Origin of the sequence: uncultured Nocardioides sp., assembly GCF_947489365.1 — a bacterium.
GTDB lineage: Bacteria > Actinomycetota > Actinomycetes > Propionibacteriales > Nocardioidaceae > Nocardioides.
The window spans coordinates 209,154-225,032 of record NZ_CANLDB010000003.1; the positions used below are offsets into that span (position 1 = coordinate 209,154).

General features: G+C 74.8%; 17 protein-coding genes. 12 read left to right on the forward strand and 5 right to left on the reverse strand.

Annotation, left to right across the window (positions count from 1 at the left end):
- Positions 1 to 43: 43 nt before the first annotated feature.
- Positions 44 to 763, reverse strand: coding sequence for a pirin family protein (locus Q0858_RS10070; RefSeq protein ID WP_299053496.1), 720 nt, complete (start codon positions 761 to 763; stop codon positions 44 to 46).
- Between the two features lie 30 nt (positions 764 to 793).
- On the opposite strand from Q0858_RS10070, the gene Q0858_RS10075 reads away from it, so the two are divergent.
- The 3 genes from Q0858_RS10075 to Q0858_RS10085 are packed head-to-tail and all read left to right on the forward strand — an operon-like array spanning position 794 to position 3,883.
- Complete coding sequence (locus tag Q0858_RS10075) at positions 794 to 1,948, forward strand: sulfotransferase family protein (RefSeq protein ID WP_299053498.1); 1,155 nt, start codon at positions 794 to 796, stop codon at positions 1,946 to 1,948.
- A 7-nt stretch (positions 1,949 to 1,955) separates the two neighbouring features.
- Positions 1,956 to 2,948 (forward strand): hypothetical protein, encoded by a 993-nt coding sequence (locus tag Q0858_RS10080; protein ID WP_299053500.1) that lies wholly within the window; start codon positions 1,956 to 1,958, stop codon positions 2,946 to 2,948.
- The gene (locus Q0858_RS10085; protein WP_299053503.1) at positions 2,945 to 3,883 is read left to right on the forward strand and encodes a hypothetical protein; all 939 of its coding nucleotides are present in this window, start codon (positions 2,945 to 2,947) and stop codon (positions 3,881 to 3,883) included. The genes Q0858_RS10080 and Q0858_RS10085 overlap by 4 nt, the downstream gene beginning before the upstream one ends.
- A gap of 329 nt (positions 3,884 to 4,212) precedes the next feature.
- On the opposite strand, the gene Q0858_RS10090 is transcribed toward Q0858_RS10085, so the two are convergent.
- Entirely contained in the window at positions 4,213 to 4,818 is a 606-nt protein-coding gene (locus tag Q0858_RS10090) for a hypothetical protein (RefSeq protein ID WP_299053506.1), read from the reverse strand.
- Positions 4,819 to 4,854: 36 nt separating this feature from the next.
- Here Q0858_RS10090 and Q0858_RS10095 point away from each other — a divergent pair, with 36 nt between their 5' ends.
- The 7 genes from Q0858_RS10095 to Q0858_RS10125 all read left to right on the forward strand — a co-directional run bounded on the left by Q0858_RS10095 (position 4,855) and on the right by Q0858_RS10125 (position 11,433).
- A complete protein-coding gene (locus tag Q0858_RS10095) occupies positions 4,855 to 6,012 on the forward strand; it encodes a CaiB/BaiF CoA-transferase family protein (protein WP_299053508.1) in 1,158 nt (385 codons plus the stop codon).
- A gap of 68 nt (positions 6,013 to 6,080) precedes the next feature.
- Positions 6,081 to 6,998 (forward strand): endonuclease/exonuclease/phosphatase family protein, encoded by a 918-nt coding sequence (locus Q0858_RS10100; protein WP_299053510.1) that lies wholly within the window; start codon positions 6,081 to 6,083, stop codon positions 6,996 to 6,998.
- Between the two features lie 67 nt (positions 6,999 to 7,065).
- Entirely contained in the window at positions 7,066 to 7,944 is an 879-nt protein-coding gene (locus tag Q0858_RS10105) for an ABC transporter substrate-binding protein (protein ID WP_299053513.1), read from the forward strand.
- Positions 7,941 to 8,813 carry an amino acid ABC transporter permease gene (locus tag Q0858_RS10110; RefSeq protein WP_299053515.1) on the forward strand — a complete coding sequence of 291 codons (873 nt, stop codon included), beginning with the start codon at positions 7,941 to 7,943 and terminating at the stop codon, positions 8,811 to 8,813. Before Q0858_RS10105 ends, Q0858_RS10110 begins: the two co-directional genes overlap by 4 nt.
- A complete protein-coding gene (locus Q0858_RS10115) occupies positions 8,810 to 9,580 on the forward strand; it encodes an amino acid ABC transporter ATP-binding protein (RefSeq protein ID WP_299053518.1) in 771 nt (256 codons plus the stop codon). The genes Q0858_RS10110 and Q0858_RS10115 overlap by 4 nt, the downstream gene beginning before the upstream one ends.
- On the forward strand, positions 9,577 to 10,224 hold the full coding sequence (locus tag Q0858_RS10120; protein WP_299053521.1) for a TetR/AcrR family transcriptional regulator: 648 nt from the start codon (positions 9,577 to 9,579) through the stop codon (positions 10,222 to 10,224). The genes Q0858_RS10115 and Q0858_RS10120 overlap by 4 nt, the downstream gene beginning before the upstream one ends.
- Before the next feature lie 249 nt (positions 10,225 to 10,473).
- Positions 10,474 to 11,433 carry an endonuclease/exonuclease/phosphatase family protein gene (locus Q0858_RS10125; protein WP_299053524.1) on the forward strand — a complete coding sequence of 320 codons (960 nt, stop codon included), beginning with the start codon at positions 10,474 to 10,476 and terminating at the stop codon, positions 11,431 to 11,433.
- Between the two features lie 3 nt (positions 11,434 to 11,436).
- Here the strand turns inward: Q0858_RS10125 and Q0858_RS10130 are convergent, their stop codons facing one another.
- The gene (locus tag Q0858_RS10130; protein WP_299053526.1) at positions 11,437 to 12,048 is read right to left on the reverse strand and encodes a TetR/AcrR family transcriptional regulator; all 612 of its coding nucleotides are present in this window, start codon (positions 12,046 to 12,048) and stop codon (positions 11,437 to 11,439) included.
- A gap of 66 nt (positions 12,049 to 12,114) precedes the next feature.
- On the opposite strand from Q0858_RS10130, the gene Q0858_RS10135 reads away from it, so the two are divergent.
- On the forward strand, positions 12,115 to 13,356 hold the full coding sequence (locus Q0858_RS10135) for a macrolide family glycosyltransferase (RefSeq protein WP_299053529.1): 1,242 nt from the start codon (positions 12,115 to 12,117) through the stop codon (positions 13,354 to 13,356).
- On the opposite strand, the gene Q0858_RS10140 is transcribed toward Q0858_RS10135, so the two are convergent.
- Positions 13,313 to 13,768: a MarR family transcriptional regulator gene (locus Q0858_RS10140; RefSeq protein WP_299053531.1), complete on the reverse strand. Its 456-nt coding sequence runs from the start codon at positions 13,766 to 13,768 to the stop codon at positions 13,313 to 13,315. The genes Q0858_RS10135 and Q0858_RS10140 overlap by 44 nt on opposite strands.
- Positions 13,769 to 13,817: 49 nt before the next feature.
- Here Q0858_RS10140 and Q0858_RS10145 point away from each other — a divergent pair, with 49 nt between their 5' ends.
- Positions 13,818 to 14,228, forward strand: coding sequence for a RidA family protein (locus tag Q0858_RS10145; RefSeq protein WP_299053533.1), 411 nt, complete (start codon positions 13,818 to 13,820; stop codon positions 14,226 to 14,228).
- Here Q0858_RS10145 and Q0858_RS10150 read toward each other — a convergent pair.
- Complete coding sequence (locus tag Q0858_RS10150) at positions 14,209 to 15,822, reverse strand: amidohydrolase family protein (protein ID WP_299053535.1); 1,614 nt, start codon at positions 15,820 to 15,822, stop codon at positions 14,209 to 14,211. The two genes, Q0858_RS10145 and Q0858_RS10150, sit on opposite strands and share 20 nt — an antisense overlap.
- Positions 15,823 to 15,879 lie beyond the last annotated feature (57 nt).

Here is a 15,879-nt window from a genome sequence, read left to right on the forward strand (position 1 = left end):
GGTCAGTCTGCCCACAACGACCGACCGAGGTCGATGCCCGAACTCATCGGAACGACCAGACCAAGAGCTCCCCGCCGGTCCCGAGCCGCAGCCGGGCACCCCCCGCGTCGACGAGCCGGACGGCGTCCCCGGCGGCCAGGTCGACGTCCTCCTCGAGGCTCGCCGCGCCGCGGGGGAGGTACACGTGCAGGCGCCCCGCCTCGGGCAGCGTCACCTCGCCGGCCCCGCGAGCCACCCACAGGGTCGCCCCCGCGACGCCGAGGGGGACCGGTCCGCCCGACCCGGCCACCGCCGTCAGCCCCGCGGCGGTCGGCGCCTCCGCCCGGCCGTACGACGGCGCCGTGCCCGCGACGTCCGGCCGGAGCCAGGTCTGCACGAAGCGGGTCGGCCCGGCGGCGGGGTCGCCGGTCTCGGCGTGGACGACGCCCGAGCCGGCCGAGAGCACCTGGACGGCTCCGGGGCCGAGGACTCCGCGCGCGCCGTCGCCGTCCAGGGAGGGGGAGCGGTGGACCAGCGCGCCGCCGAGCACCCAGGTGACGACCTCCAGGTCGGCGTGGGGGTGGTCGTCGTACCCGGCGGACGGCTCGAGGCGGTGGTCGTCGTGGCAGACGATCGGCCCGAAGCCCAGGTTGGCGGGGTCGTAGTGAGAGCCGAAGGAGAAGGAGTGCGCCGCCCGGGCGCCCGGCCCGTGCTCGGAGACGGACCGCCCGCTCCCGCGCCGTACGTCGGGCCCACCGCGGTCGGCGGCGGGCGGTGGGGTCACGGACCCATCGTCGCGTCTACCCTGGGCACCATGTCCAGCACCACCCCCGAGACGTCCCCGCCGGGCACCGACCCCGGCCAGGACGGCTCCACCCCCCGCGTCGACGAGCCCGCCCCGACCGGCAAGCGTCGCGTGCTGTTCGTCGTCGGTTCCGGTCGCAGCGGCACGAGCACGATGTCCGGCACCCTCCAGACGCTGGGGATGCACGTCCCCCAGCCGGAGGTCGTCGCCGACGAGTCCAACCCGCGCGGCTTCGGTGAGCCCCGCTGGGTCGTCGACCTGCACAACGAGCTGCTGAAGCGGGTCAACGTGCAGGTCTCCGACGCCCGGCCGTCCGCCTGGTTCGAGACCGGCAAGCAGTCCACCAACGAGGCGCTGCGCGCCCAGATCCACGAGTGGCTGGAGCAGCAGTTCGAGGAGGGTGGCGACGAGCTGGTCGTCAAGGACCCGCGCCTCGCCTGGTACCTCGGGCTGTGGCGCTCCGCGGCCCTCCGCGCCGGGGCGACGTGCTCCCACGTGACGATGCTGCGCCCCGTCACCGAGGTCGTCGGCAGCAAGCAGAAGTACTACGCGAAGCGCTTCGGCGAGGTGAATCGCGTCGCCGCCTGGGTCAACATGATGCTCCACACCGAGCGCTCCACCCGCGGCTCGCTGCGCGCCTTCGTCCGGTACGCCGACATGCTCGACGACTGGACCGTGCCGGTCCACGACCTCGGCGAGCGCTTCGACCTCCACGCCGTGCGCGCGGCCACCGCGAAGGACATCCGCAAGGTCCACCAGTTCATCGACCCGACCCTCCGCCGCGTGCAGCTGACCTGGGACGACGTCCCGGTCCCGGCCCGGCTGCGGGAGATCGCCGACGGCACGTGGAACTCCCTCGACGCGCTCGCGACCCCCGGCGGCGACACCGAGGCGGAGCACGCGCGCCTCGACGAGCTGCGCCAGGTCTTCACCGAGGCCTACGAGGAGGCGGAGGCGATGTCGCAGTCGACGGCGATCGCCGCCCAGCGCGCCGGCGCCGCCGGCGAGCGCGAGCGTCTGGGCGCGCAAGGTGCCGCGGGCGCCCCGGGCGCCGGTCCCGCCGACGGCGGCCGGCTCGCCGACAAGGTGCCGCACTCGGTGCGCGCGATGGTGCCGGCGGGGGCCCGCCGCCGGGTGCGCGCGGCGCTGAACCGCCAGCGGTGACGAGCCGATGACCGCCGTCCTCGGCACGGCCGGCGCGAGCGCGGCGAACCGTGAGGGCGACGCCGACTACGACATCGTCTGGCCGTGGTCGCGCCGCCAGCGCCCCGGCACCGGGATCGTGCTGCGGGTCAAGGACGAGGCGCGCTCCCTGCCCTGGGTCTTGCCGCCCCTGCTGCGGACGGCGACCGAGGTGGTGCTGGTCGACAACGGCTCGACCGACGGGACCCCGGACGTCGCCCGCCGGGTGGCCGACGCCACCGGCCTGGGCGGGAAGCTCACCGTCACCGAGTACCCCTTCCAGGTGAGCCGCTGCGGCCCCGAGCACCTGTACACGCCGGCCGACTCGGTGCACTCCCTGGTGTGGTTCTACTCGTGGTCGTTCGCGCACCTGTCGACGACGTACTCGGTGAAGTGGGACGGCGACATGGTCCTGACCCGGGAGGGCGAGGAGCTGCTGCGCGAGCTCGCGTGGCGCCTGCCGGGCCGCGAGGCGGTGCTCTACGTGCCGCGCCACAGCCTGTACGTCGAGTCCGACCGCGTCGCCTACCTCGACCTGGGGCTCTTCAACGCGGAGCCGTTCGGCTACCCGATGTCGCCGGCGTACCCGCACGTGAAGGCGTTCGAGTGGGAGCTGCGGATCCACCCCGAGGGTGTGGACCACGTGAAGCTGCCCGAGGGCACCTGCCTGGAGCTGAAGTACCTGGACTCCGACGAGTTCGCCCACTGGACCGACGTCGACGCGTTCGCCACCAGCCTCCGGACCCGTCGCAAGCGGCGCGAGCACCGGCTCTTCACCGACCTGGTCGAGGGCCGGTGGGAGGAGCACGCCGCCAGCGGCCTGCACCGGATCGAGGTACCGGCCGGCTCGGGGGCCCATGTGGTCGACCACGTCACCGAGGTGTGGCTGCCCGCCGCCCCGCGGCCGCTGGTCGACCCGGCGCTGCGCCGCCTCACCTCGCAGGACCGCGCCCGGGGACGCCGGCAGCAGGAGCCGACGTGACGCCGGCGACCCGGCCCCCGGACATCGCCAACCTCGAGGGCCACGAGGGGTACGACGTCCGCTGGGCCTGGAACGACGGGCCGCTCGAGACCGGCCTGACCTGCGTGTTCCGGGTGAAGGACGAGGCCCGCAACCTGCCGTGGGTGCTGCCCGGGATCCTCGCCGCGGTGCAGCACGTCGTCGTGGTCGACAACGGCTCCTCCGACGGCACCCTGGACGTCGCCGCGCGCGTGGCCGCCGAGCAGGACGCCTCGGACCGGGTGACGCTGCTCGAGTACCCGTTCCGCGTCAGCCGCGCCGGCACGGAGAACCTCTCCACCCGCGCCGACTCGGTCCACAGCCTCACCCACTTCTACAACTGGTCGTTCGGCCACGTGCGGACGTCGTACTCGATGAAGTGGGACGGCGACATGGTGCTCACCGAGGAGGGCGTGCGGACGCTCGCCGACCTGGCCTGGCAGCTGGAGGGCTCCGGTGCGGTCGCCCTCGTGCCGCGGCACTCGATGACCGTGGTGTCGGACTCCGAGGCCTGGATCGACCTGGGCGTCGACTTCCGCGAGCCGTGGATCTACCCGATGGGCCCGGAGTACGTGCACAAGAAGGCGTTCGAGTGGGAGCTCCGCGTCTTCCCCGAGGACACCGAGCGGATCCACCTCCCGCCCGGGATGTGCGTCGAGCTGAAGTGGCTGGACGCCGACGAGTTCGCCCACTGGAGCAGCACGGCGTTCAGCGAGGTCCGCATCCCCCGCAAGCGCCGCGAGTGGCAGGTCGACCGCGCGATCCGCGAGGGCCGCCCGGAGTCCGTCTTCGGCCTGCGGCACATCACCGCCCCGCCCGGCGTGCACGTCGTCGACCACGTCGTCCGCGACTGGCTTCCCCGCGCCCCGCGCCCCCTCGTCACCCGCGACCCCGCCGCCGAGCCCGACGCCGTCTGAGCCCGGCCCACCTCGATCTGCGGTCGCGGCCCAGGTGGTCGAGCAGCACGCGAGCGCAGCGAGCGCGCGTCGTCGAGACCTCGGTGGTTCACCGGGTGCCGGGATCTCGTGGCTCGGCCGTGGCCGGCCTCGCACCTCGATCTCCGGTCGGGTCCCGGCTGGTCGAGCAGCACGCGAGCGCAGCGAGCGCGCGTCGTCGAGACCTCGGTGGTTCACCGGGTGCCGGGATCTCGTGGCTCGGCCGTGGCCGGCCTCGCACCTCGATCTCCGGCCGCGGCCAGGTGGTCGAGCGCGCGTCGTCGAGACCTCGGTGCGTCGCCCGGTCCGGGTCAGGCGGGGGGTGGGTCCGGGCGGGTGGAGCGGTGGAGGGCACCCTCGAAGAAGACCACGTAGCGGCCCTGGTCGATCTGCTCGGACCTGACGGTCGACACCAGGTCGTGCTCGGCGGCGTCGCCGACGGCGGAGACGTACTCGAGCCAGTCCTCAGGGGTGATCGCGATGGTCACGCCGTCGCCCTCCGCCAGACCGGGGCCGACGACGCGGGCGCCGACGCGGGCGACCATCTGGTCCCACAGCTCCTGCGGGTCCCGGATGGCGGCGGTGACGTTCTCGGCGTGCACGGGGTCGCTGAGGTCGGCGGCGGCGAAGGCGGCGCCGGTGAAGAGCATGCGGGCCAGCCAGTCGACGTACGGGACCCGGGCCTCGCGCCACTCGCGGTCGAAGCGGACGCGGGCGTCGGACTCCCAGCAGGTGCCGTCGACCTCGGTGCCGCGGCAGCTGACCAGGAGCTCGTCGATGCCGTCGGCCGCGACCTCGGTCGCGAGGCGGGTCACGACGACCTCCGCGGCGGGGTAGGCGAGGTCGCGGTCGTGGAGCGCACGCAGCCGGCGGGGCAGCTCCCGCGCCAGCTCGTGGAGGTACGACACCTCGTCCATGGGGGGCAGTATGCCCCTCCCTGGCAAGATCCGGGCATGGTCGAGTCGACAGATCCTCCGCGGACCGGGCCGCTGCAGGGTGTGAAGGTGGTCGAGATCGCCGGGATCGGCCCCGGTCCGCACGCCTGCACGATCCTCGCCGACCTCGGTGCGGACGTCGTCCGGCTCGAGCGTCCGCAGGGCGGAGCGGTGTCCTCCGGGCCCACCGACCTGCTCACCCGCGGCCGGCCCAGCGTGGGCATCGACCTCAAGCACCCGGAGGCCGCGGGGCTCGTCCTGGACCTCGTCGCCGGCGCAGACGTGCTGGTCGAGGGCATGCGACCGGGCACCACCGAGCGGCTCGGGATCGGCCCCGACGCCTGCTGGGAGCGCAATCCCGCGCTCGTCTACGGCCGCATGACGGGATGGGGCCAGGACGGCCCCCTCGCGCCGTACGCCGGGCACGACATGAACTACGTCGCGCTCACCGGGGCGCTGCACGGGCTCGGGCAGGACCCGGACCGACCGCACTTCCCGATGAACCTGCTCGGCGACTTCGGCGGCGGGTCGACGTACCTCGTCATCGGGATCCTCGCCGCGCTCCTGGAGTCGAAGGTCTCCGGGCGCGGGCAGGTCGTCGACGCCGCGATCACCGACGGCACCGCCCACCTCAACGCGATGACGATGGGCTTCCTCGCCGGCGGCGGCCACGTCGAGCGCCGCGCCTCGAACTTCCTGGACGGCGGCCAGCCCTACTACGACCTGTACGCCACCGCCGACGGCCGCCACATGAGCGTCGGGCCGCTGGAGCCGAAGTTCTACGACGAGTTCTGCCGCCTCCTCGGCATCACCGACGATGCGCCCGACCGGTGGGACCCCGCCCGGGCCGACGAGCTGCGCCGGCTGGTCGCCGGGCGCTTCGCGCAGCGCACCATGGCCGACTGGACCGCCGTGTTCGAGCACACCGACGCCTGCGTCGCGCCCGTCCTGACGATGGCCGAGGCCGCCGAGCACCCCCACAACGTCGCCCGCGGCACCCTGGTGGAGCGGGACGGGATCCTGCAGCCGGGACCGGCGCCGCGGTTCTCCCGGACCGCGCCGGAGCTGACCACCGGCCCCTCCTCGCCGGGCAGCGGGACCCGGGACGCCCTCGCCGCCTGGGGCGTCGCCGACCTCGACGGCCTGCTCGAGCGCGGGGTCGTCACGCAGACGTGAGCCACCCGCAGCCGGCCCGTGGTGTCGTGTTCGACGCGCCGTCACCCGACCCCGGTCCCCTGGGGGCCGTGATCACCCGACGGACCACCCTGGCCGGGACGGCGGCGCTCGTGGGGGCGGGCGTGCTGGGCTCGGCCCGCCGCGCCGGCGCCCGCGACCCCGGGCCGCTGATCGGCCCCGCCCTCGGCGAGGACCTCCACGTCATGAGCTTCAACGTGCGCGTCCCGCAGCCGGGCACCCGGCCCGGGGACCCCGACCACTGGGGCGACCGGGAGCCGTACGTCGTCCGGCTGCTCGCCGACGAGCAGCCCACCGTGCTCGGCCTGCAGGAGGTGACCGCCGCCCACCTCGACGCCCTGGCCGAGGCCCTCCCCGGCCACCACCTGCTCGGCTTCGGGTACGGCGAGGAGACCCTGGCCGGCTACCCGGTCCTGGCGTACGACGCCGACCGGCTCGAGCTCCTCGACCACGTCCAGCTGGCGCTCTCCGCGACGCCCGACCTCCCCGACTCCCGCGGCTGGGGCAACCGGTTCGCCCGCAGCCTCGTCCGGGCCCGGCTGCGCGACCGGACCACCGGCCGGGTGCTCGGCGTCGTCGCCACCCACCTCGACCACGAGTCGGAGTTCGCCCGCGTCGGCGGCGCCCGGCTGGTGCGGGAGCAGGTCGCCGCCCTCGACTGCCCGACGCTGGTCGTCGGCGACTTCAACGCCGCGGCGGCCGCCAGCCTGCCGTCGGCGGTGCTGACCGGCGACGGGGTGCTGCGCGACACCTGGACGACCGCCACCAGCCGCATCACCCCCGCCTGGGGCACCTTCCCGAGCTACGGCCCGCCGGTGCGGGGCGGACGGCGCATCGACTGGCTCCTGGCCGGCGACCAGGTGACGGTCGCGCGGACGGCGATCAACGCCACCCGTTACTCCTCGGCCACCGGCGAGCGGTGGCCGAGCGACCACACCCCGGTCCAGGCGCTGGTGCGCCTCACCTGAGGTCCCCCTCGCGGGCCCAGGTGGCCGCGACGCAGGCCACATCGCCCGCCTGGCCTACGATCCTGACATGCGTACGCCCCGTCCCACCGCCCTCGCGGGCCCCCTCGCCGGCCTCCTCGTCGCCACCGCCGCCCTCGCGGCCTGCGCGCCCGTCGACGAGGCCGACACCGGCTCCGACGGCGGCGAGGCCGCCGCCTCCTGCGAGCCCGGCGAGCTGCTCACGATCACCGACGGCACCCTGACCGTCGCGACCGACACCCCGGCGTACCCGCCGTACTTCGTCGACGACGACCCGACCAACGGCGAGGGCTTCGAGTCGGCCGTCGCGTACGCCGTCGCCGAGGAGCTCGGCTTCTCCGACGACGACGTGACCTGGGTCGAGGTGCCGTTCGACAACTCCTACGCCCCGGGCCCGAAGCGCTTCGACTTCGACATCAACCAGATCTCGATCACCCCCGAGCGCGAGCAGGCGGTCGACTTCTCCGAGGGCTACTACACCGCCACCCAGGCCGTCGTCGTCCTGGAGGACGGCGCCCCGGAGATCGGCTCGCTCGACGACCTGGCGGGCCTCGAGCTCGGCGCCCAGTCGGGCACGACCAGCCTCACCGCGATCCGCGACGCCATCCAGCCCGACGAGGACCCCCTGGTCTTCAAGAACACCAACGCCGCCACGCAGGCCCTGCAGAACGGTCAGGTCGAGGCGATCGTCGCCGACCTCCCGACCGCGCTGTACATCACCGCCGCCCAGCTCGACGGCGGCGTCGTCGCCGGCCAGTTCGAGTACGCCGGCGAGCAGGCCGAGGAGTTCGGCCTGCTGCTCGAGAAGGGCAACCCCCTGACCACCTGCGTCGACGAGGCCGTCACCGCCCTGCGCGAGGACGGGACCCTCGACGGGCTCGAGCAGGAGTGGCTCTCGGAGTCGGTCGACGTGCCCGTGCTGCAGTGACGACCATCCCGCCCGGGGCGAAGGCGCCGGCCTGGACCCCGTCCGAGCACGAGGTCGCCCGTCGCGCCGTACGACGACGTCTGCGGCGCCGTGGCGTCCTCGTCGCCGGTGTCGCCACCGTCGTCGGGCTGGGGCTGCTCGTCGCCCTCGTCGTGCTGTCCCCGGGGTGGCAGCGGGTGCAGGAGACCTTCCTGTCGCCGTACCACGCCCGTCAGGCGCTGCCCTCGATCGCCGAGGGCTTCCTGCTCAACGTGGCCATGTTCATGGTCGCCGAGCCGCTCATCCTCGTGCTCGGCACGCTCGTCGCCGTCGTCCGCGGCACCACGTCGCCGTGGCTGACCCCGCTGCGCCTCCTCGCCGTCGCGTACGTCGACCTGTTCCGCGGCCTGCCCACCCTGCTGGTGGTCTTCCTCTTCGCGTTCGGGATCCCGGCCCTGCAGCTGCAGGGCGTGACGACCAGCCTCTTCTGGCTGGCCACCGCGGCCCTGGTGCTCTGCTACGGCGCGTACGTCGCCGAGGTCATCCGCGCCGGCATCGACTCGGTCCACCCCTCCCAGGTCGCCAGCGCCCGGTCGCTGGCGCTGAGCCAGTCGCAGGTGATGCGGTTCGTCGTCCTGCCGCAGGCCGGGCGGCGCGTCGTCCCGCCGCTGATGAACGATTTCGTGTCGCTGCAGAAGGACACCGCGCTGGTGGCCTCGGTCGGGGTCTTCGAGGCCCTCTTCGCGGCGCAGGACTACGGCAACTACAACTTCAACTACACCCCGCTGCTCGTCGCGGGATTGTTCTTCGTCGCCCTGACGATCCCGCTGGCGCGGGTCACCGACGCCCTGGGCCGCCGGGTCGCCGAGCGCGAGCGAGGTGGCCGGTGACCGGCAGCGCGCCCCCCCTGCTCGAGGTCCGCGGCCTCCGCAAGACGTACGGCGACCGCGTGGTCCTCGACGGCCTCGACCTCGCCGTCGACACCCACGAGGTGGTCTGCCTCATCGGCGCCTCCGGGTCCGGCAAGTCGACGCTGCTGCGCTGCGTCAACCTGCTGGAGTCCGTCGACGACGGCCGGGTGCTGCTCGACGGCCGGGAGGTCACCGACCCGACCGTCGACCCCCGCGACGTGCGTCGCGACATCGGCGTCGTCTTCCAGGCCTACAACCTGTTCCCGCACCTGACGGCGCTCGACAACTGCACACTGGCCCCGGTGCGGGTCCACGGCGTACCGAGGTCGGAGGCGGTCGACCGCGCCCGGGGCCTGCTGGATCGCTTCGGCCTCGCCGCGCAGGCCGACGTCCACCCCGACCGGCTCTCGGGGGGCCAGCAGCAGCGGGTCGCCCTCGTCCGGGCGCTGTGCACCCAGCCCCGGCTTCTCCTGCTCGACGAGATCACCGCGGCGCTCGACCCCGAGCTCGTCGGCGACGTCCTCGAGCTGGTCCGCGCCGAGGCCGAGGCGGGCATGACGATGCTCCTGGCCACCCACGAGATGGCGTTCGCGCGCGAGGTCGCGTCCCGCGTCGCCTACCTCCACCAGGGTCGGGTGCTCGAGATCGGTCCGCCCGCGCAGGTGCTCGGCGACCCGACCGAGGAGGCCACCCGGCGGTTCCTGCGCCGCGTCCTGCCCGAGCGCCCGCCGGGGGCCCCGGCGTGACACGCGGGACCCGCCCCTACCGCTCCCCGGTGCGCGAGCAGCGCGCCGCCGAGACCCGGGTGCTCGTGGTGCGCACCGCGGCCGACAGCTTCGAGGAGCTCGGCTGGTCGGGCACGACGATGACCCTGATCGCGCAGCGGGCCGGGGTCTCGGTGAAGACCGTCCACGCCGTCGGCACCAAGGCGTTCCTCCTGGTCGAGGCCTTCCGCACCCGGTACGTCGGCCGCGGGGGCTGGGCCTCCATCAGCGAGGACCCCGTGTGGCAGGCGATCTACGCCCTCACCGACCCCGTCGAGGCGGTGCGGCAGCTGACGGAGTGGATCGGGCGGGCGCACCGGGAGTCGGCGAAGCTCTGGTACGTCCTGCGCACCACGGCCCTCGTCGAGCCCCTGGTGCGCAACGAGTACGACGACCTGCTCCGCTACAAGCGGGAGTCGTACGCGCTGACGGCACGGTGGCTGCTCGACCTGGGGATCGTGCCGCCCGAGGAGGTCCCCCCGGAGCTGATGCCCCGGTTCGTCGCGCTGGTCAACCTGACGATGTCGGCGGAGACGTACGCACAGCTCGTCGTGGACTACGGCTTCAGCCACGAGGAGTACCTGGCGTGGGTGCGTGGGGCGATCCCGTACATCCGTCCCTGCTGAGGCGCGACCACCGAGACGGGGGGACAACCGGAACGCCTATTCACTACAGTGACCGTGCGCCCAATCCTCGTCGCGCCGCCATGGGGCCGGCGTGACGGACGGACCGGGGGCCTCCGGGGGGAGGTCGGGCGCCGGGGTCGTGACCCCGGCGCCCGACGGCACCCCGCCTCCTCCGTCCCGTCCGCGGCGTACGACGCGGAGTCGCCCGCCGTTCAGGCGCGTGTCACCCGGCTGGGCTGGACTGGGCGCATGCAGACACGACGCAGAGCACTCGGCACGACCCTCGGCGCGACCCTCGGGGTCGCGGCCGCCGTGACCGCCGCCGGCGCCACCGCCCCGGGGGCGAGCGCCGCCCCCGGTCGCCCGCCGAAGGACCGCCCGGTCCTCGGGCCCGCCCGCGGCGACGACATCCACGTGATGACGTTCAACATCCGGCTCGACCGGGGCGATGCCACCCAGCCGGGGCAGCCCGACCACTGGGGCGACCGCGCTCCGCTGGTGACGCGGCTGCTGGCCACCGAGCGCCCGACGCTGCTGGGCGTCCAGGAGGCGACGTACGGCCAGCTCGACGAGGTGGAGCGGGGGGTGGGACGCAGCCACCGGATGCTCGGCTTCGGCCGCGAGGGCGGCAGCGGCGGGGAGTACTCGGCGATCTTCTACGACGCCGAGCGGTTCACCGCGCTGGAGTGGGACCAGTACTGGCTCTCCGACACCCCCGACGTCATCGGCTCCGCGACCTGGGGCAACTCCGTCACCCGCATCGTCACCTGGGCCCGCCTCGCCGACCGCCGTACCGGCCGCGAGCTGGTCCACCTCAACACCCACTTCGACCACGAGTCGGAGAACGCCCGTGTCCGCTCCGCCGAGGTGCTCCGCGACCAGGTCGCGGCCCTCGACGTCCCCGCCCTGCTGACCGGTGACTTCAACGCCCCGGCCGGCGACAGCGCGCCGTACGCCGTGCTCACCGGCGACGGCACCACGACGGACACGTGGGGGACGGCGCAGAAGCGCCTCACCCCGGCGTGGGGCACCTTCCCGAACTACGCCGCCCCCGTGGAGGGTGAGCGGCGCATCGACTGGGTGCTCGCGACCGACGGGGTGCGGGTCCGCCGGGCGGCGATCAACGCCACGACGTACGACACCCGGCGCGGGGAGGACCGCTGGCCCAGCGACCACACGCCGGTGCAGGCGCTCGTCCGGCTGAGCTGAGCCTCACCCCTCCGCGTCGGGCCGGTCTGCCGGTGCCAGCGCCCGGCAGGCGCGGGCGGCGACCCCGTCGGCGTAGGCGTGGGTGAGGCTCCCGGAGCCCTGCTGCCACCGGTGGAACACGGGGGCGACGACGAGCTCGAGGGCGGCCAGGTCGTCGACGTCGTCGCCGACCTGGCCCGCGGCGCGGGCCACGGCGAAGCGGGCGGCGAACGCCTCGAGCTGGGGCGTGAAGATCGTGGCGAGCACCTGGGACCGCAGGGTGTCGTCCTGCAGCGTCTCGACGGTGAGGGCGCGCAGCAGTGCGTCCCAGGCGGGGTCGGCGAGCTCGTCGACGACGCCGCGCAGGACCACGGCGAGGTCGCCGCGCAGGTCGCCGGTGTCGGGCAGCCCGTACGCGACGTCCCGTGCGTTGCGCGCGGCCAGGGCGTCCACGAGCACCGCCCCGCGGGAGGGCCACCAGCGGTAGATCGTGGCCTTGCTGACGCCGGCGCGCGCCGCGATCGACTCGACGGTGACCTGCGGGTACGGCCGTTCGGCCGCCAGTGCCAGGGCCGCCTCGAGGATCGCCGCGGTCGATCGCGAGGACCGTCGCCGGCCGGGGTCGTCAGGGGACACGCGCTCAGGCTACGGTAGCGAAACGATACGCACCGTTTCGTTTTGCCGAGAGCCCAGGAGGTCGTCGTGGCCCACCTCGTCATGGTCAGCATCCCCGCGCCCGGCCACGTGAACCCGAGCCTCGAGGTGCTCCGTCGGCTGGTCGAGCGCGGCCACCGGGTCACCTACGTCAACGACGCCTCGTTCCGCGACGTCGTCGAGAGCACCGGGGCCCGGCTGGCGCCGTACGTGTCGGTGCTCCCGCGGGCCAACCACGCCGGCGCCGACGGCCCGCCGGAGGAGGCGTTCGACGGCGACGCGGTCGACCACCTCGCCGCGTTCCAGGACGAGTACGAGGCGATGCTCCCGGTCGTCCGTGAGGTGTTCGCCGCGGACCGCCCCGACCTCCTGCTCCACGACATCGCCGGGGTCCCCGGCCGGCTCCTGGCCGACGCGCGCGGCGTGCCGACGCTGCAGCTCTCGCCGACGTACGTCGCGTGGGAGGGCTACGAGGACGACCTCGGCGCCTTCTGGGACGGCGTCCGCGCCGACCCCCGCGGGGCGGCGTACCTGGCGCGGCAGCAGGCGATGCTCGCCGAGCACGGCGTCACCACCGACGCGCTGGCGTACCTGGGACGACCGTCCCGGTGCGTCGTCCTGGTGCCCGAGGTGATGCAGCCGCACGCCGACCGGGTCGACCGCGCGACGTACACCTTCACGGGCCCCGCGCTGCGCCGTCCGGTCCCCGGCGCCTGGACCCCACCGACCGGGCGGCGGGTGCTGCTCGTCTCGCTCGGCACGGCGTTCACCGCGCACCCGGACTTCTACCGCCGCTGCCTCGAGGCGTACGGCGGACGGCCCGGCTGGCACCTCGTGCTCCAGGTCGGGCGACACGTCGACCCGGCGGTCCTCACCGACGGGCGCCCGGTGCCCGAGGACGTCGAGATCGTCCCGTGGGTGCCGCAGCTGGAGGTCCTCGAGCACGCGGACGCGTTCGTGACGCACGCCGGGATGGGCGGGTCGAGCGAGGGCCTGGCCACGGCGACGCCGATGGTCGCCGTGCCGCAGGACGTCGACCAGTTCGACAACGCCGACGCCCTCGTCGCGGCCGGGGTCGCGGTGCGCCTGGACTCCGCGACCGCCACGGTCGCCGACCTGCGCCGGGCCCTGACGCAGGTCACCTCGCCCGCCGTGGCCGCGCGGTCCCGCGCGCTCGCGGCGGAGCTCGCCGCGGCCGGTGGGGCCGACGCCGCGGTCGCCGTGGTCGAGTCGATGGTCGCCCCGCTCAGTCCGGGGGCGCCCAGGTCCCCAGGCGCGCCGCGATCCTGACCAGCGCCGCGAGGTCGTCGTCGTCCAGCCGGTCGACGACGACCTCGCGGACGGCCCGGGCGTGGACGGGCGCGGCGGCGCGCACCACGGCCAGCCCCTCGTCGGTCAGCGTCGCCAGGGTCGCCCGCCCGTCGTCCGGGTCGGGTCGCCGGGTCAGCCAGCCGCGGTCCTCGAAGCGCTTCGCGGCGTTGGAGAGCCGGGACGGCGCCCCGCCGGAGAGGTAGGCGAGCTCGCCCATCCGCAGCGTGAGGTCGGGCGCCTCCGAGATCCCGCTCAGCACGAGGTACTCGAACAGCGACAGCCCGCTGCTGCGCTGCGCGGCCTCGACCCGGGTCGGCACGAGCATCACCAACGACCCGAGGGCCGACCAGCCGTCCTTCTGGGGCTCGGTGAGCCACGGGTCGTCGGTCATGGACAGAGATTACTTCACAGATGAAGCGATCGGGTGTAGCGTTCATTTCATGAGTGAAATAACCACGTACGACGTCCCCGGCCTCCCCGTCACGGGCCTCTACCACCAGGTGTCGGTCGCGACCGGCTCCCGCCTCGTCTCCCTGGCCGGCCAGGTCTCCCAGGACGCCGACGGCACGCCCGTCGGCGTCGGCGACCTGGCCGCCCAGATCGAGCAGTGCTACGCCAACGTCGCCACCGCCCTCGCCGGGGCGGGCGGCTCGATCGAGGACGTCGTCGACCTCACGGCGTACGTCGTGGACTGGTCGGCCGACAAGGTGCCGGCGCTGGTCGAGGGCATGGCCCGGGGCGCGGCGCGGGTGGGCACCACCCACACCCCGCCCGCGACGCTGATCGGCGTCGCGAGCCTCTTCACCCCGGAGCAGCTCGTCGAGCTCAAGGTCACCGCCGTGCTGGCCTGAGCCCTCCCTCGCCGAGCGCCGCGACCTCGACCCACTCGCCGGCCGGGTCGTCGTCCTCGTCCGGCCACACCGGCCGCAGGCGCACCCGGTCGTCGTGGACCTCCAGGAGCAGGACGTCGGTCGGCTCGCCGCCGTCGCGGACGAGCAGCCACGGCTCCGCGAGCACGGCCATCCCGCGCTCGCGGAGCACGGCCTCGGCGGTCTCGTCGTCGCTCGGACCCGACAGCGCTGCGCCGAACGTCGTCGTCGGCACCCAGCCCTGCGGCGTCGGGACCACGCGACCCAGCAGCTCGCCGTCCTCGTCGCGGACGACGTCGCGCGGACCGGCGTCCTCGCCGGGGTCGACCATGACGCCCTTCGCCCGCAGGCCCGCGACGATGCGGGTGGTCATGGCGGCCAGCCAGTCCAGGCCGCGGGTCTCCTCCGCGGAGCCGGCGAGCCCGGAGGCGTCCACGCGCTGACCGGCCACCCAGGTCGCCACGACCCTCCCGGAGTCGGTGACGTCCCGGGTGGGGTCGCCCTCGACGAGCAGCAGGTCGGCGCGCAGCCCGGGGGCGACCCGGCCACGGTCGGCCAGGCCGAACACCTCGGCCGCGGCCGACGTGGCGCCTACCAGCGCCTCGAGCGGCGTCAGCCCGGCGTCGACGAGCCGGGCGAGCTCGCGGTGCAGGCTCAGGCCCGGCACGAGCCCCGGGTTGGGGCTGTCCGTGCCCGCCAGCACCGGCAGGCCCGCGCGGTGCAGGGCGAGCACGTTCGCCGTGCGCTCGGTGTCGTCGGGCGGACCGGGTGGCATCCACCGCGTCGCCTGCGCGCGCAGCAGGTCGCGCCAGGCCGGGGTGAGCAGGCCCCCGAGGACGGGGTCGGCCGCCAGCGGCAGGGGCCCCGCGGGCGTCGGCCAGGCGTCGAACAGCGACAGCGTCGCCACCACGCCGCGCAGCCGCTGCGCCAGCTCGCCGACCTGGTCGGGCGCCAACCGGTCGTACGGCGCGTGCGCGAGCACGTCCGCGCCGCACCGCGCCACGAGGACGGCGTCGGCGGCGGACGAGACGTGCGCGGCCACCACGAGGCCGCGGGCGTGGGCGGCGTCGCAGAGGGCGCGCAGGGTCGCCTCGTCGAGCGCGGGCAGGCCGTGGCGGCCCTCGAGGAGCACCTTGAGGTGGTGTGCCCCCTCCGCGACGCGGGCGGCGACGAACGCGTCGGCGTCCGCCGGTCCCGCGACCGTCGGGAACGGCCCGTAGGCCAGCGTGGGATGACCGCCGGGCGCGGTCGCGCCGACGCCGGAGGTCCGCAGGCTCGCGCGTCCCGGTCCGAGGTCGGCGCCCGCCAGGTCGTCGGGGCGGCTGAACATGTCGAGCACCGTGGTCACGCCGTACGCCGCCGACATGCGCAGCGAGCCCGGCACGAGGTGGACGTGGCAGTCGATCAGTCCTGGCAGGAGGGTCCGGCCGGCGCCCGGGACGGCCTCGCCCTCCGGCGGGCGGGCGCCGGGGGCGGTCACGTCCAGCACCTCCCCACCGTCGACGTGGACGTCGACGGCCGCCTGCCGTCGCACGCCGTCGAGCAGCCGGACGCCGGTGAACGTGATCCTGGTCATGGCGTCCACGCTGACGGCCCGCAGCGCCGGGGTCCACCGAGTTTCAGCAGGTCACGG